This is a genomic window from Amycolatopsis acidicola (genome assembly GCF_007713735.2).
GTDB classification, from domain to species: Bacteria; Actinomycetota; Actinomycetes; order Mycobacteriales; family Pseudonocardiaceae; genus Amycolatopsis_E; species Amycolatopsis_E acidicola.
The window spans coordinates 18,681-33,260 of sequence record NZ_VMNW02000044.1; the positions used below are offsets into that span (position 1 = coordinate 18,681).

Genomic DNA, 14,580 nt, shown 5'->3' on the forward strand with positions numbered 1-14,580 from the left:
AAAACTCCCCTGCGCAGACCCGTGGACACACCCCTGCCCGGGTCGAGAGGGGTCAGGGGCCCTCGGTACCTAGCGTACGTCGGAGGACCGGCACCAATTCGGCCACCTTCGCCAGCTGCTCGGCGACGAGGGCCGGGTCGACCGCGGCGATCCGCAGCAGGACGTGCTCGGCCCCGGCCGCGGCGAATTGCCCCAGCCGGGTGAGGAGGTCCTCGCCGGTGAGCATCACCTGGATCCGGCCGATGACGTCGAGTGGGCGCGCGTATGTGGCGCGGCAGTATTCGTCGAGCGCCTTCCGGCCGCGCTCGGCGTCGTCGTCCACGAAAACCGTGGCGAACAGCGCGGGCGTGACCGGCCGGGCGCCCGCGACCTCGCGGATCGTGGCGAGGCCCTGGGCGTAGTCCGCGACGTCGGGCGGGTACGGGAGCCAGCCGTCGTAGAGGCGGCCGGCGCGGCTGAGCGCGGCGGGGGTGATTCCGGCGAGCCAGACCGGCGGCCCGCCCGCCCGCGCCGGACGCGGGACTTCGGGGAGCCAGTCGTAGTGGAGAACCTTGCCGTGGAACGAGGACGGGTTGCCGGTCCACAGTTCCCGCCACAGCGTCACGGTGTCGTCCAGTTGGGAGAACCGGGTCTTGAAGTGCACGCCGACCAGTTCGAACTCCTGCTCACTGAACCCGGGGAACCCGGCGCCGACGCCGAGCACCACGCGGCCGCCGGAGATCAGGTCGAGCGAAGAGATCGTGACCGCCGCGTGCGCGGGATTCCGGTAGGCGGGGATGAGCGCGGCCGTGCCGAGCGTGATGTGTTCGGTGGCCTGCGCGACGGCGGTGAGCAACGTCAGCGGCTCGACGCGGGCGCGCGAGAGCGAGTCGCCGACCCACACGGAGTCGAAGCCGGTGCGCTCGGCGTTCACGGCCATGTCGACGAGCGCGGCGGCGGAGCCACCGGCCTGCAGCTGGGCCTGTCCGGCGGGGAGGAGAAGTCCGATTTCCATGAGGGCAACGGTCGTCGCGCGCGGGCATGCCCTCAATTCCCTCCTGGGAATGGCGCGCCAGGGGAAGATGGATCCGTGAGCGGATTCGGCAGCGCGCTGCGGGAATGGCGTGGGCGGCGGCGGTTGTCCCAGCTGGAGCTGGCTCTGCGCGCGGGCACCACGCAACGGCACGTGAGCTTCATGGAAAGCGGCCGGTCCACGCCGGGGCGCGGCATGGTCGTGCGGGTCGCCGAATCGCTGCAACTGCCGCTGCGCGAACGGAACGCGTTGCTGCTGACAGCGGGCTACGCGCCGAGCTATCCCGAGACCAGCCTCGACGACCCCGCGCTGAAGCCGGTGCTCGACAGCCTCGGCAGGCTCCTCGACGGCCACCGCCCGTACCCGGCGATCGTGGTCGACCGCTTCGGGGATCTCGTCGCGGCCAACGACGGGATCGGGGTGCTCACCGAAGGCGCCGCGCCCGAACTGCTCGAACCGCCGATGAACGTGCTGCGGCTGGCGCTGCACCCGCGCGGAATGGCGCCGCGCATCGTCAATTTCGACGACTGGGCGCAACACGTTCTGGAGCGCCCGCGTCAGGAAATCGCGCGCGCCCCGCACGAACGCCATTCCTCGCTACTGGCCGAACTGGAGGGTTACCTGCCCGCGCCGCCGACGCCGGGCGCCGAACACCTCGGTTTCGCGGTGCCGCTGCGGTTACGGTCCGCGCTCGGGGAACTGCGCCTGATCACCGCGATCACCACGTTCGCGACCGCCGTGGACGTCACGGTTTCCGAACTGCGCCTGGAAACCTTCCTGCCCGCCGACGAAGCCACCGCGGCGGCGCTTTCTCGGCCACAATGACCGCATGCGCAGGTTCGGAATCGTCCTTTTTGCCTTGCTCGCCACGGCGTGCACGAGCTCGCCTGCCCAGGAGCTGCCGCAGCAGCCGAGCACGGTGCCCGGCGAGCAGAAGCTGCACGTGGACGTCGTCGCGCACGGGCTGGAGCACGGCTGGGACATCGGGTTCCTGCCGGACGGGAAGTTCCTCGTCACCGAACGGCCGGGCAGGCTCGCGCTGATCGATCCGGACGGCACGGTCACCGACGTGGCGGCGGACCTGTCCGACGTGTACGCCAAGGGCGAGGGCGGCCTGATGGGCATGGTGCTGCACCCGGACTTCGCGCGGTCGCGCCGGTTCGTCACCTGCCAGACGCACCAGGAGGCGGGCAAGGCGGTGGACATCCGGCTCGTCACGTGGACCCTCTCGCCCGACGACCGCACCGCGACCCGCGTCGGCGAGCTGCTGACCGGGCTGCCGGTGAACAGCAGCGGCAGGCATTCCGGCTGCCGCCCGGCGATCGCGGCCGACGGGGCGCTCATGGTCGGCACCGGCGACACCGCGCGGCCCACCATCGCGCAGGACCGCCACAGCCTCGGCGGCAAGGTGCTGCGGATCGACCTGAACACCGGGAAACCCTTGCCGGACAACCCGTTCATCACGTCCGCGGACCCGAACGAGCAGCGGATCGACAGCTACGGGCACCGCAACGTGCAGGGCATCACCGTCCGCCCCGGCAGCGGGCAGGTGTTCACCGCCGAGCACGGCCCGACGTTCGACGACGAGATCAACTTGGAGCGGCGGGGCGGCAACTACGGCTGGGACCCGTCGCGTGGCGGCACCAACACCACCGACTACGACGAAGACGTGTCGATGACCGACACCCAGCGCTTCCCGGACGCGGTCAGTCCACTGTGGACGTCGGGGCGGATCACCGAAGCGATCTGCGGCGCGGCCTTCCTGACCGGCTCGCAGTGGGGCGCGCTGGAGGGCAAGCTGGCCGTCGTCGCGTTGAAGGGGCAGAAGATGCTGCTGTTCGACGTGGACGCGGCTGGCCGGATCACCAAGGTCACCCTGCCCGAGGAGTTCGACGAGACCTACGGCAGGCTGCGCGCGGTCCGCTCCGCGCCCGACGGCTCGCTGTACGTGACCACGTCCGACGGCGACGACGACAAACTGCTGCGAGTCACTCCCGCGTGACACAGCTCACCGGAAAACGGTGACACGGCGCCCGAAGAAACGCTGTCCGGGCGAAGGCGAAACCGGCTCGGCGGCGACACGCCACCGGTGCGGCTGGCGCAAGGCCGGGATCGTGTCGTCGCGGGCGGAGTGCCGGTCCGTGGGTTCGTGCCCGGCCGCGTCGACGGCGTGTACCTGCATCTGCACGGAGGCGGGTGGATGCTCGGTTCCGCGGCCGGACAGGACGAAAAGCTCTGGCGGCTCGCCGAACAGGCACGACTGGCCGTGGTCAGCGTCGACTACCGCCTCGCGCCGGAACACCCCTTCCCCGCCGGGCCCGACGACTGCGAGGCGGCCGCGCGCTGGCTCGTCGCGAACGCCGCGGCCGAGTTCGGCACCGAACGACTGCTGATCGGGGCGAGTCGGCCGGGGCGCACCTGAGTGTCCTGACGCTGCTGCGCCTGCGCGACCGGCACGGCATCGTCGGCGCGTTCCGTGCGGCGCAGCTGACGTTCGGCCCCTACGACCTGTCGATGACGCCGAGCCAGCGGTCGTTCGGCTCCCGGCGGCTGCTGAGCAACACCGACACGCTGCGGCGGACCTACGACCTGTGCACCCCCGGCCTGAGCGCGGAACAACGCCGCGATCCCGGGATTTCCCCGCTGTACGCCGACCTCGCGGGCCTGCCGCCCGCCCGGATCGTCGTGGGCACCGAGGACTGCACGGGCGCCTGCCAGCGCTGGGCGAGGAACAGCGAGTCGTCGAGCAGGGGGACGCACTGCCCGGCTCTACGCCCTGGTGGAGGAGTTGCGCGCGTCGGCGCCACGGGCGCTGACGGTCGCGGCGCTCGCCGCACGGTTCGAGATGAGCAAGCGCACGGTGCAGCGCGATCTCCAAGCGCTGCTGAAGGCCGGCGTTCCGGTGCGCGCCGCGGCTGCGGCGCGAGAACTCTCCGCACGGATCGTCGCGCTGCCCTCGTCGTCCAGCTCTCCGGTGCGTGACGCGGTGGAACTAGCCCTCGCGACCGACACGGCGCTGCGACTGTCCTATCTGGACGCCGCGGGGCACGAAAGTGACCGCGTGGTCGAACCGGCAGGCCTGCTCACCGCGGCCGGCCGGTGGTACCTCATCGCGTGGTGCCGGACGCGGCAGGCAGGGCGCGGTTTCCGCCTCGACCGCATCACGGCCGCTGCCGCGACCACGGACCGGATACAGCCCCGCGACCTGGCCGAGCTCCTGCGCGGCTCGGCCGCCGAACGCGCCGTCCGGCCCGGCACGCTGAGCCAGGACTTGACTTCAAGCACTTGAAGTTCCGCATGCTGGTGTCATGGCAGCAGGAACGGCACAGGCGTGGTTCACGATCCAGGAAGCCTCCCGGCGCAGCGGGCTGAGTGAGCCGACGCTGCGCTACTACGAGCAGATCGGCCTGATCGGGCCCGTGCCGCGGGACCCCAGCAGCGGGCACCGGCGGTACGACGCGGCGGCGATGAGCACGATCGAGTCGCTGGCCTGCCTCCGCTCGGCCGGGATGCGAGTCGACGGGCTGCGCCGCTACCTGCAGCTGCTGACCCGCGGCCGCGAAGCCGCCGCCGAGCAGCGGGAGCTGTTCACCGAACACGCCGATCGCCTGTCGGCGCAGCTCGAACTCATGCAGCTGCGCCTGGAGTACCTGCGCCTCAAGGCTGAGCTGTGGGACGCCCGCGAGCGCGGCGACAGCGAGGCCGAGGAGCGCGTGCTGCCGCGCATCGTCGCGCTCACCGAACGCTTCTGACTATCCACAAAGGACGGGCAATGAACGGGAACACACTGGTCGTGGTCACCGGTGGCACCGGCCATCTCGGCGGCCACACCATCGTGCGGCTGCTACGGGACGGCTACCGCGTCCGCACCACCGTGCGCTCGCTGGAACGCGACGCGCAGGTGCGGGCGGCGGTGGCCACGGGCGGCGCCGATCCGGCCGGACTCGAAGTGGTGGCGGCCGATCTGTCCGCCGACGACGGCTGGGCCGCGGCGCTCGAAGGCGCGGACTACGTGCTGCACCTCGCTTCGCCGTTCCCCGCCGAGGCGCCCGAGAACGACGACGACGTCATCCGCCCGGCTGTGGAAGGCACGCTCCGGGTGCTGACCGCCGCGCGCGAGGCGAAGGTGCGGCGCGTCGTCATGACCTCGTCGTTCGCCGCGGTCGGTTACAGCGCCGAGCCGCGCGAGGTCTACACCGAGGCCGACTGGACCGACCCGGCCGACCCCAACGAGGCCTACATCCGCTCGAAGGCCATCGCCGAGCGCGCGGCTTGGGACCACGTAAGGGAAAACGGCGGCCCGGAGCTGACCGTGATCAACCCGACGGGGATCTTCGGCCCGGTGCTCGACGGGCACCTGTCGTCCTCGGTGCGGCTGGTGCAGGGGCTGCTCACCGGGGCGATGCCGGTCGTGCCGCGCAGGTACTTCGGCGTGGTGGACGTCCGCGATGTCGCGGACCTGCACGTGCTGGCGATGACGGAGCCGGCGGCGGCAGGCCGGCGTTTCCTTGCCGTGGCAGGGAAATCGATCAGCCTCCTGGAGCTGGCCCAGCTGCTCGGCGAGCGGATCGCCAAGCTCCCGGAGGAGTCGCCCGCCGAACAGCCCCGGATCCCGGTCATCGACAACACCAAGGCCAGGACGGTGCTCGGCTGGATGCCCCGCGCCGTCGAAACGACCATCGCGGACACCGCCGACAGCCTGCTAATGCAGCCGTAGCTTCGGTTTGTGCTCCAAATGGGACAGCCCGTTCCAAGCCAGGTTCACCAAATGCGCGGCCACTTCGTCGCGTTTGGGTTTGCGGGCGTCGAGCCACCACTGTCCGGTCAGCGCGACCATCCCGACGAGCGCCTGCGCGTACAGCGCCGCGAGCTTCTCGTCGTAGCCGCGGACCGCGAACTGCTGGGCGAGGATGTGCTCGACCTGGCTGGCGATGTCGTTCAGCAGCGTGGAAAACGTGCCGGTGGACGAGGCCACCGGCGAATCCCGCACCAGTATCCGGAACCCGTCGTGGGAATCCTCGACGTATCCGAGCAGGGCGCTCGCCGCCTGCTCCAGCATGGCGCGGGGGTGGCCGCCGTGGAGCGTGGAAACCATCCTGTCCAGGAGGATCTGGGTTTCGCGGTCCACGACGACCGCGTAGATGCCTTCCTTGCCACCGAAATGTTCGTACACCACGGGTTTCGACACGTTCGCGCGATGCGCGATCTCCTCGATGGAGGTGCCGTCGAAACCCTTCTCGGCGAACAGCGCGCGAGCCACGTTGAGCAGCTGCTGGCGGCGTTCGGCACCGGTCATCCGGACGCGGGCCACCGGGGCCGGGGGCCGCGCCCCGGTGACCACTTCTCGTTTCTGCCTTTTTCGAGCCGCCACCGCAGCAGCTTAGGGTGCTACTTGGACTCGGCGGCCAAGCGGGCGAGCCGGGTCGGGGTCGGCCAGCGAACGTTGTCCACCCAGCCGAACTTCTCGAACGCCCAGATCACCCGCGCCGAGATGTCGATCTGGCCGCGTTTGACGCCGTGGCGGGCCGAGGTCGGGTCCGCGTGGTGCAGGTTGTGCCAGGACTCGCCGAAGGACAGGATCGCCAGCGGCCAGAAGTTCGCCGACTTGTCACGCGCCGCGAACGGCCGCTCGCCGATCATGTGGCAGATCGAGTTGACCGACCAGGTCACGTGGTGCAGCACGCACACCCGGACCAGCCCGGCCCAGAAGAAGGCGGTCACCGCGCCCCAGAACGACCACGTGACGAGTCCACCGATCAGCGCCGGCACGGTCAGCGTCAGCAGGGTCCACAGCCAGAACAGCTCGTCGACCTTCTTGATCGCCGGGTCCTTGAGCAGGTCCGGGGCGAAGCGCTCGGCGTTGCTCTGGTCGCGCTCGAACAGCCAGCCCATGTGCGCGTGCCAGAAACCCTTGGTGATCGCCCACGGCGAGGTGCCGAACGCCCACGGCGAATGCGGGTCGCCGTCGCGGTCGGAGAAGGCGTGGTGCCTGCGGTGGTCGGCGACCCAGGTGATCACCGGCCCCTGTACCGCGAGGCTGCCCGCGATGGCGAGCGCGACCCGCAGCCAGCGCTTGGCCTTGAAGGAACCGTGCGTGAAGTAGCGGTGGTACGACACCGTGATGCCGAGCCCGCTGATGCAGTAGAAGACCGCGAACAGCGCCACGTCGATCCAGCTCAGCCCCCACCCCCAGGCGAAGGGCACCGCCACCGCGATCGCCACCAGCGGCAGGATCACGCCGAGGTAGACCGAGAACTGGATACTGAAGGGCCGCTGCCCGCTGATGACCGGTTTGGGCCCTTTGGTAGCCGGGGGTTCGAGGGTAGCCGTCATGCGCAACCACACTTCTTCCTGCTCAGCGCCCTTGCGAAGGGTCACCTTACCTACGTTTCCGTAAGTTACGGTACAGGAGGTTTTCCCGGCTGTGGAGAGCCGAAAACCCAGCCCAACCCCTGTCCCCGGACGGGTTTCCCACGTCGGTATTCTGACCAGGCACGATCCGCCGTAGTGTAATTGGCAGCACTTCAGATTTTGGTTCTGACAGTTCAGGTTCGAATCCTGGCGGCGGAGCTGCCGTCCCGGCCCCGGCGACGAGAAGGGGGTGCCGCGCTGGAAGGCGAGACCGAGCAGAACAGACGACCGGCCCTGGCTGAGCTGTCGGACGCCTGGCTGATGGGGCGCGCCCGGGAGCTCATCGCGGCGGTCCAGCACACGGATCACGACGAACAGCTGGAGATCATCCGCACCATCGCCGAACTCCTCGACGAGACACAGCGTCGCGGGGAGCCGGTGCTGGTCGCGTATCTCCTGCGCGCCGCGGCCGTCGCGAGGCTGGTCACGCGCGGCGCCGCCGCCGAGGCCGAACCGCTGCTGGACGAGATGCTCGCGCACACCCGGCGGCACGGCCTTTCCCTGTACCGAGCCGACGCGCACGCGCTGCGCGGGCGGCGGCTGGTGCTCGCGGGCCAGGAGGACGCGGCGCTCACCGAGATCGCCCGCGCGCTGGCCATCCTCGACGACTCCGGAACGCCGGACATGCAGCTGCCCCGCCGCGAGTGGGCCAAGATGCAGTCGAGCGCGTTCATCGACTGCTGGCTCGTGCTGAACCAGCTCGGCGTGTACGAAGCCGCCGAAGAGGTCATCGCCAGGGCGCATCAGGCGGTCCGCGAGACGGCGGGCCCGCACGAGATCACCCTGCAGCTGATGAACCGGGTCAAGATGCTGCTCGGCTGGGCGCTGCGGCTGGAGCGCGTGGAGCGGCATTCCAAGGCTGCCAACAAGTTCGAGACCGCGGCGTCGATGGCGGTCGCGGTCGAAGCGCCGTTCGCCGAGTCGCTTTTCCCGCGCCGCATCGGGGTTCCGGCGGTGGAGCAGGTCGGCGTGCTGGCCGCCGCGCTCGCGCTGGCCGACCCGGACCCGTCGCACATCGAGCGGCTGCAACGACTGCTGACCGAGCCCGGGTATCCGCACGACCAGGTCATCATCGCGATCGCCCTGGGCCGCTGCCTCGACGCGGACGGCAGGCGCGAGGAGGCGCTCAAGGTTCTGCAGGCCACGCGGCTGAACCTGGAGGAGGACCACTCCCAGCCCTCGATGCGGCTCAACCTCGCCCGCGAGCTGGCGCGGCTGGACTACCTCTCGCACAGCGAGTCCGACAAGCTCGGCCCGCTGCTCGAGTACTCCACGGCGCTGGAGATGGAGCTGTGGTCGCTGCGCGAGTCGCAGATGGCCACCCTCGACACGCGCCGCGAGCACGAGCGACTGTCCGCGCAGCACGGCGCGATCAGCCAGCAGGCGTTGCAGGATCCGTTGACGGGCCTGCCGAACAGGCGCGCGCTCGACGAGCACCTGCGCACGCTGTCGGCGTCCACCACGGCACAGCCGCTCGCGGTGGCGCTGGTCGACCTCGACGGCTTCAAGGGCGTGAACGACGAGCACTCCCACGCGGAGGGTGACGACGTGTTGCGCGTAGTCGCCTCCACGCTGCGCGACGCGCTGCGAGGGGACGACATCGTGGCGCGCTACGGCGGTGACGAGTTCATCGCGCTACTGCCCGGCGCTCCCGTCTCGGCCGCGAAGCAGGCGCTCGGCCGCGCGGTGAACGCCGTGTCATCCCTGCCACACCACCTTTCGCACGGGGTAACCCTGTCCGTCGGGCTGGTGTCGCTGCGCCCGCAGGAGCGCGCGGATCAGGTGCTCTCCCGCGCGGATGCCGCCATGTACCAGGCAAAACGCGGTGGCGGGAACCAGGTGGCGACGGCCAGCACGATCCCCACCGACGGCGTCTCCGGATGGGCCGAGGTGGACCTGCACGCCGACCCGGCGCCGACGCTCGAAGAGCACCCGTAGGATCGTCTGCCGGTAAGGGAAGCCGTCTGCAGGTTGGGAGTGCCGTGACCGGCCCGCTCACTACGTTGGTCCTCGCCGCGGGCGAGGGCACCCGAATGCGTTCCGCCACCCCGAAGGTGCTGCACCCGATCGCCGGGCGACCGCTGGTGGAGCATGCGGTGCGCGCCGCGGCGGGACTGAAGCCGGACAACCTGGTCGTCGTCGTGGGGCACGGCCGGGAAGCCGTGACGGCCCACCTGGAGCACGTCGGTGACGCGCTGCGGCGGCCCGTTCAGGTGGCGGTGCAGGAGACCCAGCAGGGCACGGGCCACGCGGTGTCGTGCGCGCTGGCCACGCTGCCGGGCGAGCTCACCGGCACCGTGCTCGTCAGCTACGGCGACGTGCCCCTGCTGGACACCGAGACGCTGGCGAACCTGCTGGAGGAGCACAACTCCCGCGGCAACGTGGTGACGGTGCTGACGGCCGACCTGGAGAACCCGGCCGGTTACGGGCGCATCATCCGCGACTCCGCCGGCGCGGTCCGCGGCATCGTCGAGCAGCGTGACGCCGACGAGGAGCAGCTGCGCATCACGGAGATCAACTCCGGGGTCTACGCCTTCGACGCGGCGCTGCTCACCAAGGGCCTCACGCGGCTGTCCACGAACAACTCGCAGGGCGAGCTCTACCTCACCGACGTGCTCACCAACGCCTGCGCGGACGGTCTCCGCGTCGGCGCGCTGGTCACCGACGACCCGTGGCTGACCGAGGGCGTCAACGACCGCGTGCAGCTGTCGAAGCTGGGCGCGGAGCTGAACCGCAGGCTGGTGCGGCAGTGGCAGCTCTCGGGCGTGACCGTGGTCGACCCGGCCACCACGTGGCTCGACGCGGGGGTCACCCTGGCCCGCGACGTGGTGATCGAGCCGGGCGTGCAGCTGCGCGGCGAGACCTCCGTCGGCGAAGGCGCGGTGGTCGGCCCGGACAGCACGCTGACCAACATCAAGATCGGCGCCGGCGCGCACGTGGTGCGCACGCACGGGTCGGACTCGGAGATCGGGCCCGGCGCCAGCGTGGGTCCGTTCGCTTATCTGCGACCGGAAACGAAGCTGGGTGCCGAGGGCAAGATCGGCACCTTCGTGGAGACGAAGAAGGCCGACATCGGGCCCGGTTCGAAGGTGCCTCATCTGACGTATGTCGGCGATGCGACCATTGGCGAGCACAGCAACATCGGCGCGGGCAGCGTCTTCGCCAACTACGACGGCGTGCGCAAGAACCACACCACGATCGGCTCGCACGTGCGGACCGGTTCGGACACCACGTTCGTCGCCCCGGTGCGGGTCGGCGACGGGGCACACAGCGGCGCGGGCACGGTGATCAGGCGTAACGTGCCGCCCGGGGCGCTGGCGGTGTCCACCGGGCCGCAGCGCAACATTGAAGACTGGGTGGCCCGCCGCCGGGCGGGTACCCCCGCGGCCGAGGCGGCGGCAGCCGCGCTCGCCCGAGAACAACAGGATGCACAAACCGAGCGGGAGTCGTCAGATGAGTCCTAAGTCCGGCACGCCGAAGAAGAACCTGATGCTCTTCTCCGGCCGAGCACACCGGGAGCTCGCGGAAGAGGTCGCGCAGAACCTCAACGTGACGATCACCCCGCAGACCGCGCACACGTTCGCCAACGGCGAGCTGTTCGTGCGGTTCGAGGAGTCGGTGCGCGGTACCGACGCCTTCGTGATCCAGAGCCACACCACTCCGATCAACGAGTGGGTGATGGAGCAGCTGATCATGGTGGACGCGCTCAAGCGCGCCAGCGCCAAGCGGATCACCGTGGTCATGCCGTTCTACCCGTATGCCCGCCAGGACAAGAAGCACAAGGGCCGCGAGCCGATCTCGGCGCGGCTGATCGCGGACCTGTTCAAGACCGCGGGTGCCGACCGGATCATGACCGTGGACCTGCACACCGCGCAGATCCAGGGTTTCTTCGACGGCCCGGTGGACCACCTGTTCGCGCAGAGCCTGCTGGCCGAGCACATCAAGAAGACCTACGGGGACGCCGACATCGCGGTCGTCTCGCCGGACTCGGGCCGCGTGCGGCTGGCCGAGAAGTGGGCGCAGCAGCTGGGCGACCGGCCGATCGCGTTCATCCACAAGACCCGTGACCCGGACAAGCCCAACCAGGCCGTGGCCAACCGCGTGGTCGGCAACGTGCAGGGCAAACTGTGCATCCTGGTCGACGACATGATCGACACCGGCGGCACGATCGTGAAGGCCACCGACGCGCTGCTGAACGAGGGCGCGGCGGACGTCGTCATCGCCACCACGCACGGCATCCTGTCCGACCCGGCGACCGAGCGGCTGTCGAACTGCAAGGCCCGCGAGGTCATCGTCACGAACTCGCTGCCGATCCCGGAGGAGAAGATCTTCCCGGGGATGACCGTGCTGTCGATCGCGCCGATGCTGGCCGAGGCGATTCAGCAGGTGTTCGAGGACGGTTCGGTCACCAGCCTGTTCGACGGCCACGCCTGATCGTTCCGCCCGCCGCGAAAGCGGGTGCTCTGGCGGGCGCGGGGGCAATATCTTGCCGGTATGCGTGCATTCCGGTTCGGTGTGAGCCTGCTTTCGGTGGATGACCGGTTCGTCGCGAAATGCCGTCGGCTCGAGGAGCTCGGCTACGACGTCGTCACCGTCCCCGATCATCTGGGTGCCCCCGCGCCCTTCCCCGCGCTGGCCGCCGCCGCGGTGGCCACGTCGCGGCTGCACGTCGGCCCGATGGTGCTGAACGTGCCGTTCTACAACCCGGTGCTGCTGGCCAGGGACATCGAATCCACGTCGGCGGTGGCCGGCGGCCGGTTCGAACTGGGCGTCGGCGCCGGGCACATGAAGGCGGAGTTCGACGACGCGGGTCTGCCGTGGTGGCCCGCGCGGAAGCGGATCGCCTATCTCGAGAGCACACTGGACGAGCTGCGGAAGCGGCTGGATCCCTTGCCGCCCTTGCTGATCGCGGGACACAGTGACGGGGTGCTGAGCCTTGCGGCGGAGCAGGCGGACACCATCGGTTTCGCCGGACTCAAGCAAGCCCCTGGTCGCCCACCCGGCAGTTTTCACCTGGCGGGCGTCGACGAGCTGGCGGAGCGGGTGGGTTTCGTCCGGGAGCGGGGCGTGGATCCGGAGTTCAACCTGCTGGTGCAGCGAGTCGTGGTAGCCGAAAACCCCCGGCCCGAGCTGCAGGACTGGCTCTCCCGAATCCCCGACGCGCCCCAGACCGTGGACGATTTGCTTGCCACGCCACAAGTCCTCGCGGGCACGGTCCCACAGATCGTCGACACCCTCCTGGAACGCAGGGAGCGCTTCGGGTTCAGTTACGTGACAGTCTTCGAGCCCTTCCTGGAGGACTTCGCCCCGGTAGCCAGGGCCCTGTCGGGAAGGTGACGACCCTCAGGGCGGATCGCGCCGGCGGGCCGCCCTGAGGTGGGTGCTCATCCCGTCGCCTGCCCAGGCCCACATCACTTTGCCCTGGGCCCGCAACCCCTCTACACGACGCGCGCCCGACTGCACAAAGCTTGCGGGCTCAGGGGAAAGTGATAGCGCTTTCGCAGGCGACGGGATGAGCACCCACCTCTTCCCTCAACCACCCTCTCAAGCGGCGGCTGAGCTACGGGCCGTGCCCATCCTGGAGCCTGCCTCCCCGGCGAGGGGATCTTTGGTCTTTTTCTCTCGGCTTGTGGTTGCTCGGCTTGGGGCAGCAACGGACGCGCGTGGCCGCGCTGTGTGCACCCCTCCGCCGCCCCGATCTGTGAGTGTTTGCGATCTTGAGGCTGCGTCAAGGCGGGAAAGAGTACCTTGACCCAGCCCCAAGATCGCAAAAGCAGGCTGGGGATCGGAGCGGCGGAGGGGTGTGGTCGTCGGGACGGCTCGCTTCGCGTTGCCGGGTTGCGGTTTTGTGGTGGTGGGTGGCGGTTCTTGTTGCTGCCATCCTCAACCCAGGTCCGCGGCTACCTCACGATCCAGCGCTGCCGGATCGACCACCGCCACTGGCTCTGCGGCGACGGTCGGCACGGCCTCTACCTTGGCCGAGCCCGTCAGCTTCGGTAGGGCGAATTGCACGGAACAGGTCATCGTCGCGGAACCGTTCAGTGGTGTGACCAGTTCCTGCCCGCAGTCTTTCGCGCCCAGTTGTGCCGAGGTCACCGAGGACTTGAGCACCAGCCGCGCGGCCGCGTCGGGGGCGTCGCCGATCAGTTTGTTCTCCACCTGCACCGTGTCGATACAGGAACCGGCCGCCGCACATTTCAGGTCGTTCGACGAAACCGTGGTCGCGATCACCGGCCCGGCGACGAACGGCTGCGCGAGATCCTGCACCGACTGCCCGAAAGCCTCGTGCAGCGCCGTGAGCTTCGCGGCGTCGAGCGCATCGACGTTCAGGGGCCCGGTGCCCAGCGCATTGACGACGGCGGGGCCGAGCAGCGCCGGGTCGATGCTCACCACGCGGTAGGGCTGCGTCGCGGTCACCCGCAGGCCACCGACATCGAAAACGTCCGTCCCGTCCGCGAGCATCGTGCGCTCGGCGGGCGTGGACGTGGTGACAGCGGCCCGCAACGTGCGCGCCACGTCGGCCGGTGCGAGAGTCCCGCCGAGCTCGAAGGCGAGCACGGAGCGGGCCCAGCGTGAGCCGTACTCGGTGGCGCGATCTTGCTGCATTCCCTGCGCCTGCCAGTACTCCGCGGGCGCCCGCAGGTACAGAACGCCACCCGCACGCAACACCTTGACCTGCTGATCCTTCAAGGAAAGCGTGCCCTGCGCGAGCCCGGTGCGCGTGACGTTCAGGGTCTCCTCGCCGATCCGGTAGGCGACCGCCGCCTGCTGTCCGAGCGAAGTCAGCGCGCCGTCCACAGCCGCACCGGGATCGGCCTTCGCCGCCGCGGGCTTCCCCGATTCGCACCCGACGAGCACCAGTGCGACGACGAGCAAGAGCAGCCCCCAAACACCCCTGTGCGCCATCTCGCCACCCCCTGACAACCAGCTTCCTACTTGTCCCGGCGACCCACCGCAACCCCGGACCGATGGGGCGCTTACACTGAACAGGTTGTCTCGGCGAGGCGGGCTCTTAAGTACCCGGTGCCCGACGTGATCGACGCGGCGGCTTGAGTGGCCCCGCGCTGTGCACGTTTGCACGTTGAGTGGAACTCGCCGCCGTGGACAACGACCGACGCCCCCAGTTTCGCGCACCGCCAGTGTTTTTGAAGGAGTGC

The 14,580-nt window shown here is 69.8% G+C and carries 14 protein-coding genes, 1 tRNA gene and 1 pseudogene; 12 read left to right on the forward strand and 4 right to left on the reverse strand.

Annotated features, from left to right (window positions below; translation table 11 throughout):
• Window positions 1-52 precede the first annotated feature (52 nt).
• Window positions 53-994 (reverse strand): LLM class flavin-dependent oxidoreductase, encoded by a 942-nt coding sequence (locus tag FPZ12_RS25970; RefSeq protein WP_144756333.1) that lies wholly within the window; start codon window positions 992-994, stop codon window positions 53-55.
• 75 nt (window positions 995-1,069) lie between these two features.
• On the opposite strand from FPZ12_RS25970, the gene FPZ12_RS25975 reads away from it, so the two are divergent.
• The 7 genes and pseudogenes from FPZ12_RS25975 (at window position 1,070) to FPZ12_RS26000 (ending at window position 5,729) form a co-directional block, all read left to right on the forward strand.
• Entirely contained in the window at window positions 1,070-1,837 is a 768-nt protein-coding gene (locus FPZ12_RS25975) for a helix-turn-helix domain-containing protein (protein ID WP_144756331.1), read from the forward strand.
• 4 nt (window positions 1,838-1,841) lie between these two features.
• Window positions 1,842-3,014 carry a PQQ-dependent sugar dehydrogenase gene (locus FPZ12_RS25980; RefSeq protein ID WP_144756329.1) on the forward strand — a complete coding sequence of 391 codons (1,173 nt, stop codon included), beginning with the start codon at window positions 1,842-1,844 and terminating at the stop codon, window positions 3,012-3,014.
• A gap of 87 nt (window positions 3,015-3,101) precedes the next feature.
• Entirely contained in the window at window positions 3,102-3,434 is a 333-nt protein-coding gene (locus FPZ12_RS46065; protein ID WP_208026007.1) for an alpha/beta hydrolase fold domain-containing protein, read from the forward strand.
• Between the two features lie 20 nt (window positions 3,435-3,454).
• Window positions 3,455-3,655 (forward strand): annotated as a pseudogene (locus FPZ12_RS47135) (hypothetical protein); the annotation flags it as partial.
• A gap of 133 nt (window positions 3,656-3,788) precedes the next feature.
• The gene (locus tag FPZ12_RS25990) at window positions 3,789-4,301 is read left to right on the forward strand and encodes a helix-turn-helix transcriptional regulator (RefSeq protein ID WP_279537834.1); all 513 of its coding nucleotides are present in this window, start codon (window positions 3,789-3,791) and stop codon (window positions 4,299-4,301) included.
• 19 nt (window positions 4,302-4,320) lie between these two features.
• A complete protein-coding gene (locus FPZ12_RS25995) occupies window positions 4,321-4,764 on the forward strand; it encodes a MerR family transcriptional regulator (RefSeq protein WP_144756327.1) in 444 nt (147 codons plus the stop codon).
• A gap of 20 nt (window positions 4,765-4,784) precedes the next feature.
• Complete coding sequence (locus tag FPZ12_RS26000; RefSeq protein ID WP_144756326.1) at window positions 4,785-5,729, forward strand: SDR family oxidoreductase; 945 nt, start codon at window positions 4,785-4,787, stop codon at window positions 5,727-5,729.
• On the opposite strand, the gene FPZ12_RS26005 is transcribed toward FPZ12_RS26000, so the two are convergent.
• Complete coding sequence (locus tag FPZ12_RS26005; protein WP_144756351.1) at window positions 5,715-6,308, reverse strand: TetR/AcrR family transcriptional regulator; 594 nt, start codon at window positions 6,306-6,308, stop codon at window positions 5,715-5,717. The two genes, FPZ12_RS26000 and FPZ12_RS26005, sit on opposite strands and share 15 nt — an antisense overlap.
• A gap of 92 nt (window positions 6,309-6,400) precedes the next feature.
• Window positions 6,401-7,345 carry an acyl-CoA desaturase gene (locus FPZ12_RS26010; protein ID WP_144756323.1) on the reverse strand — a complete coding sequence of 315 codons (945 nt, stop codon included), beginning with the start codon at window positions 7,343-7,345 and terminating at the stop codon, window positions 6,401-6,403.
• A gap of 165 nt (window positions 7,346-7,510) precedes the next feature.
• Between FPZ12_RS26010 and FPZ12_RS26015 the strand changes: the two genes are divergently transcribed.
• The 5 genes from FPZ12_RS26015 (at window position 7,511) to FPZ12_RS26035 (ending at window position 12,760) form a co-directional block, all read left to right on the forward strand.
• A tRNA-Gln gene (locus tag FPZ12_RS26015) sits at window positions 7,511-7,582 on the forward strand.
• Window positions 7,583-7,684: 102 nt separating this feature from the next.
• Window positions 7,685-9,361 carry a GGDEF domain-containing protein gene (locus tag FPZ12_RS26020; RefSeq protein WP_144756320.1) on the forward strand — a complete coding sequence of 559 codons (1,677 nt, stop codon included), beginning with the start codon at window positions 7,685-7,687 and terminating at the stop codon, window positions 9,359-9,361.
• 44 nt (window positions 9,362-9,405) lie between these two features.
• Window positions 9,406-10,887, forward strand: coding sequence for a bifunctional UDP-N-acetylglucosamine diphosphorylase/glucosamine-1-phosphate N-acetyltransferase GlmU (glmU, locus tag FPZ12_RS26025; RefSeq protein ID WP_144756317.1), 1,482 nt, complete (start codon window positions 9,406-9,408; stop codon window positions 10,885-10,887).
• Window positions 10,877-11,857, forward strand: a complete 981-nt coding sequence (locus tag FPZ12_RS26030) for a ribose-phosphate diphosphokinase (RefSeq protein ID WP_144756314.1) — start codon at window positions 10,877-10,879, stop codon at window positions 11,855-11,857. The genes glmU and FPZ12_RS26030 overlap by 11 nt, the downstream gene beginning before the upstream one ends.
• Before the next feature lie 60 nt (window positions 11,858-11,917).
• The gene (locus tag FPZ12_RS26035; RefSeq protein ID WP_144756311.1) at window positions 11,918-12,760 is read left to right on the forward strand and encodes a TIGR03621 family F420-dependent LLM class oxidoreductase; all 843 of its coding nucleotides are present in this window, start codon (window positions 11,918-11,920) and stop codon (window positions 12,758-12,760) included.
• A 546-nt stretch (window positions 12,761-13,306) separates the two neighbouring features.
• Here the strand turns inward: FPZ12_RS26035 and FPZ12_RS26040 are convergent.
• Entirely contained in the window at window positions 13,307-14,329 is a 1,023-nt protein-coding gene (locus tag FPZ12_RS26040) for a hypothetical protein (protein WP_144759338.1), read from the reverse strand.
• Window positions 14,330-14,580: the final 251 nt, after the last annotated feature.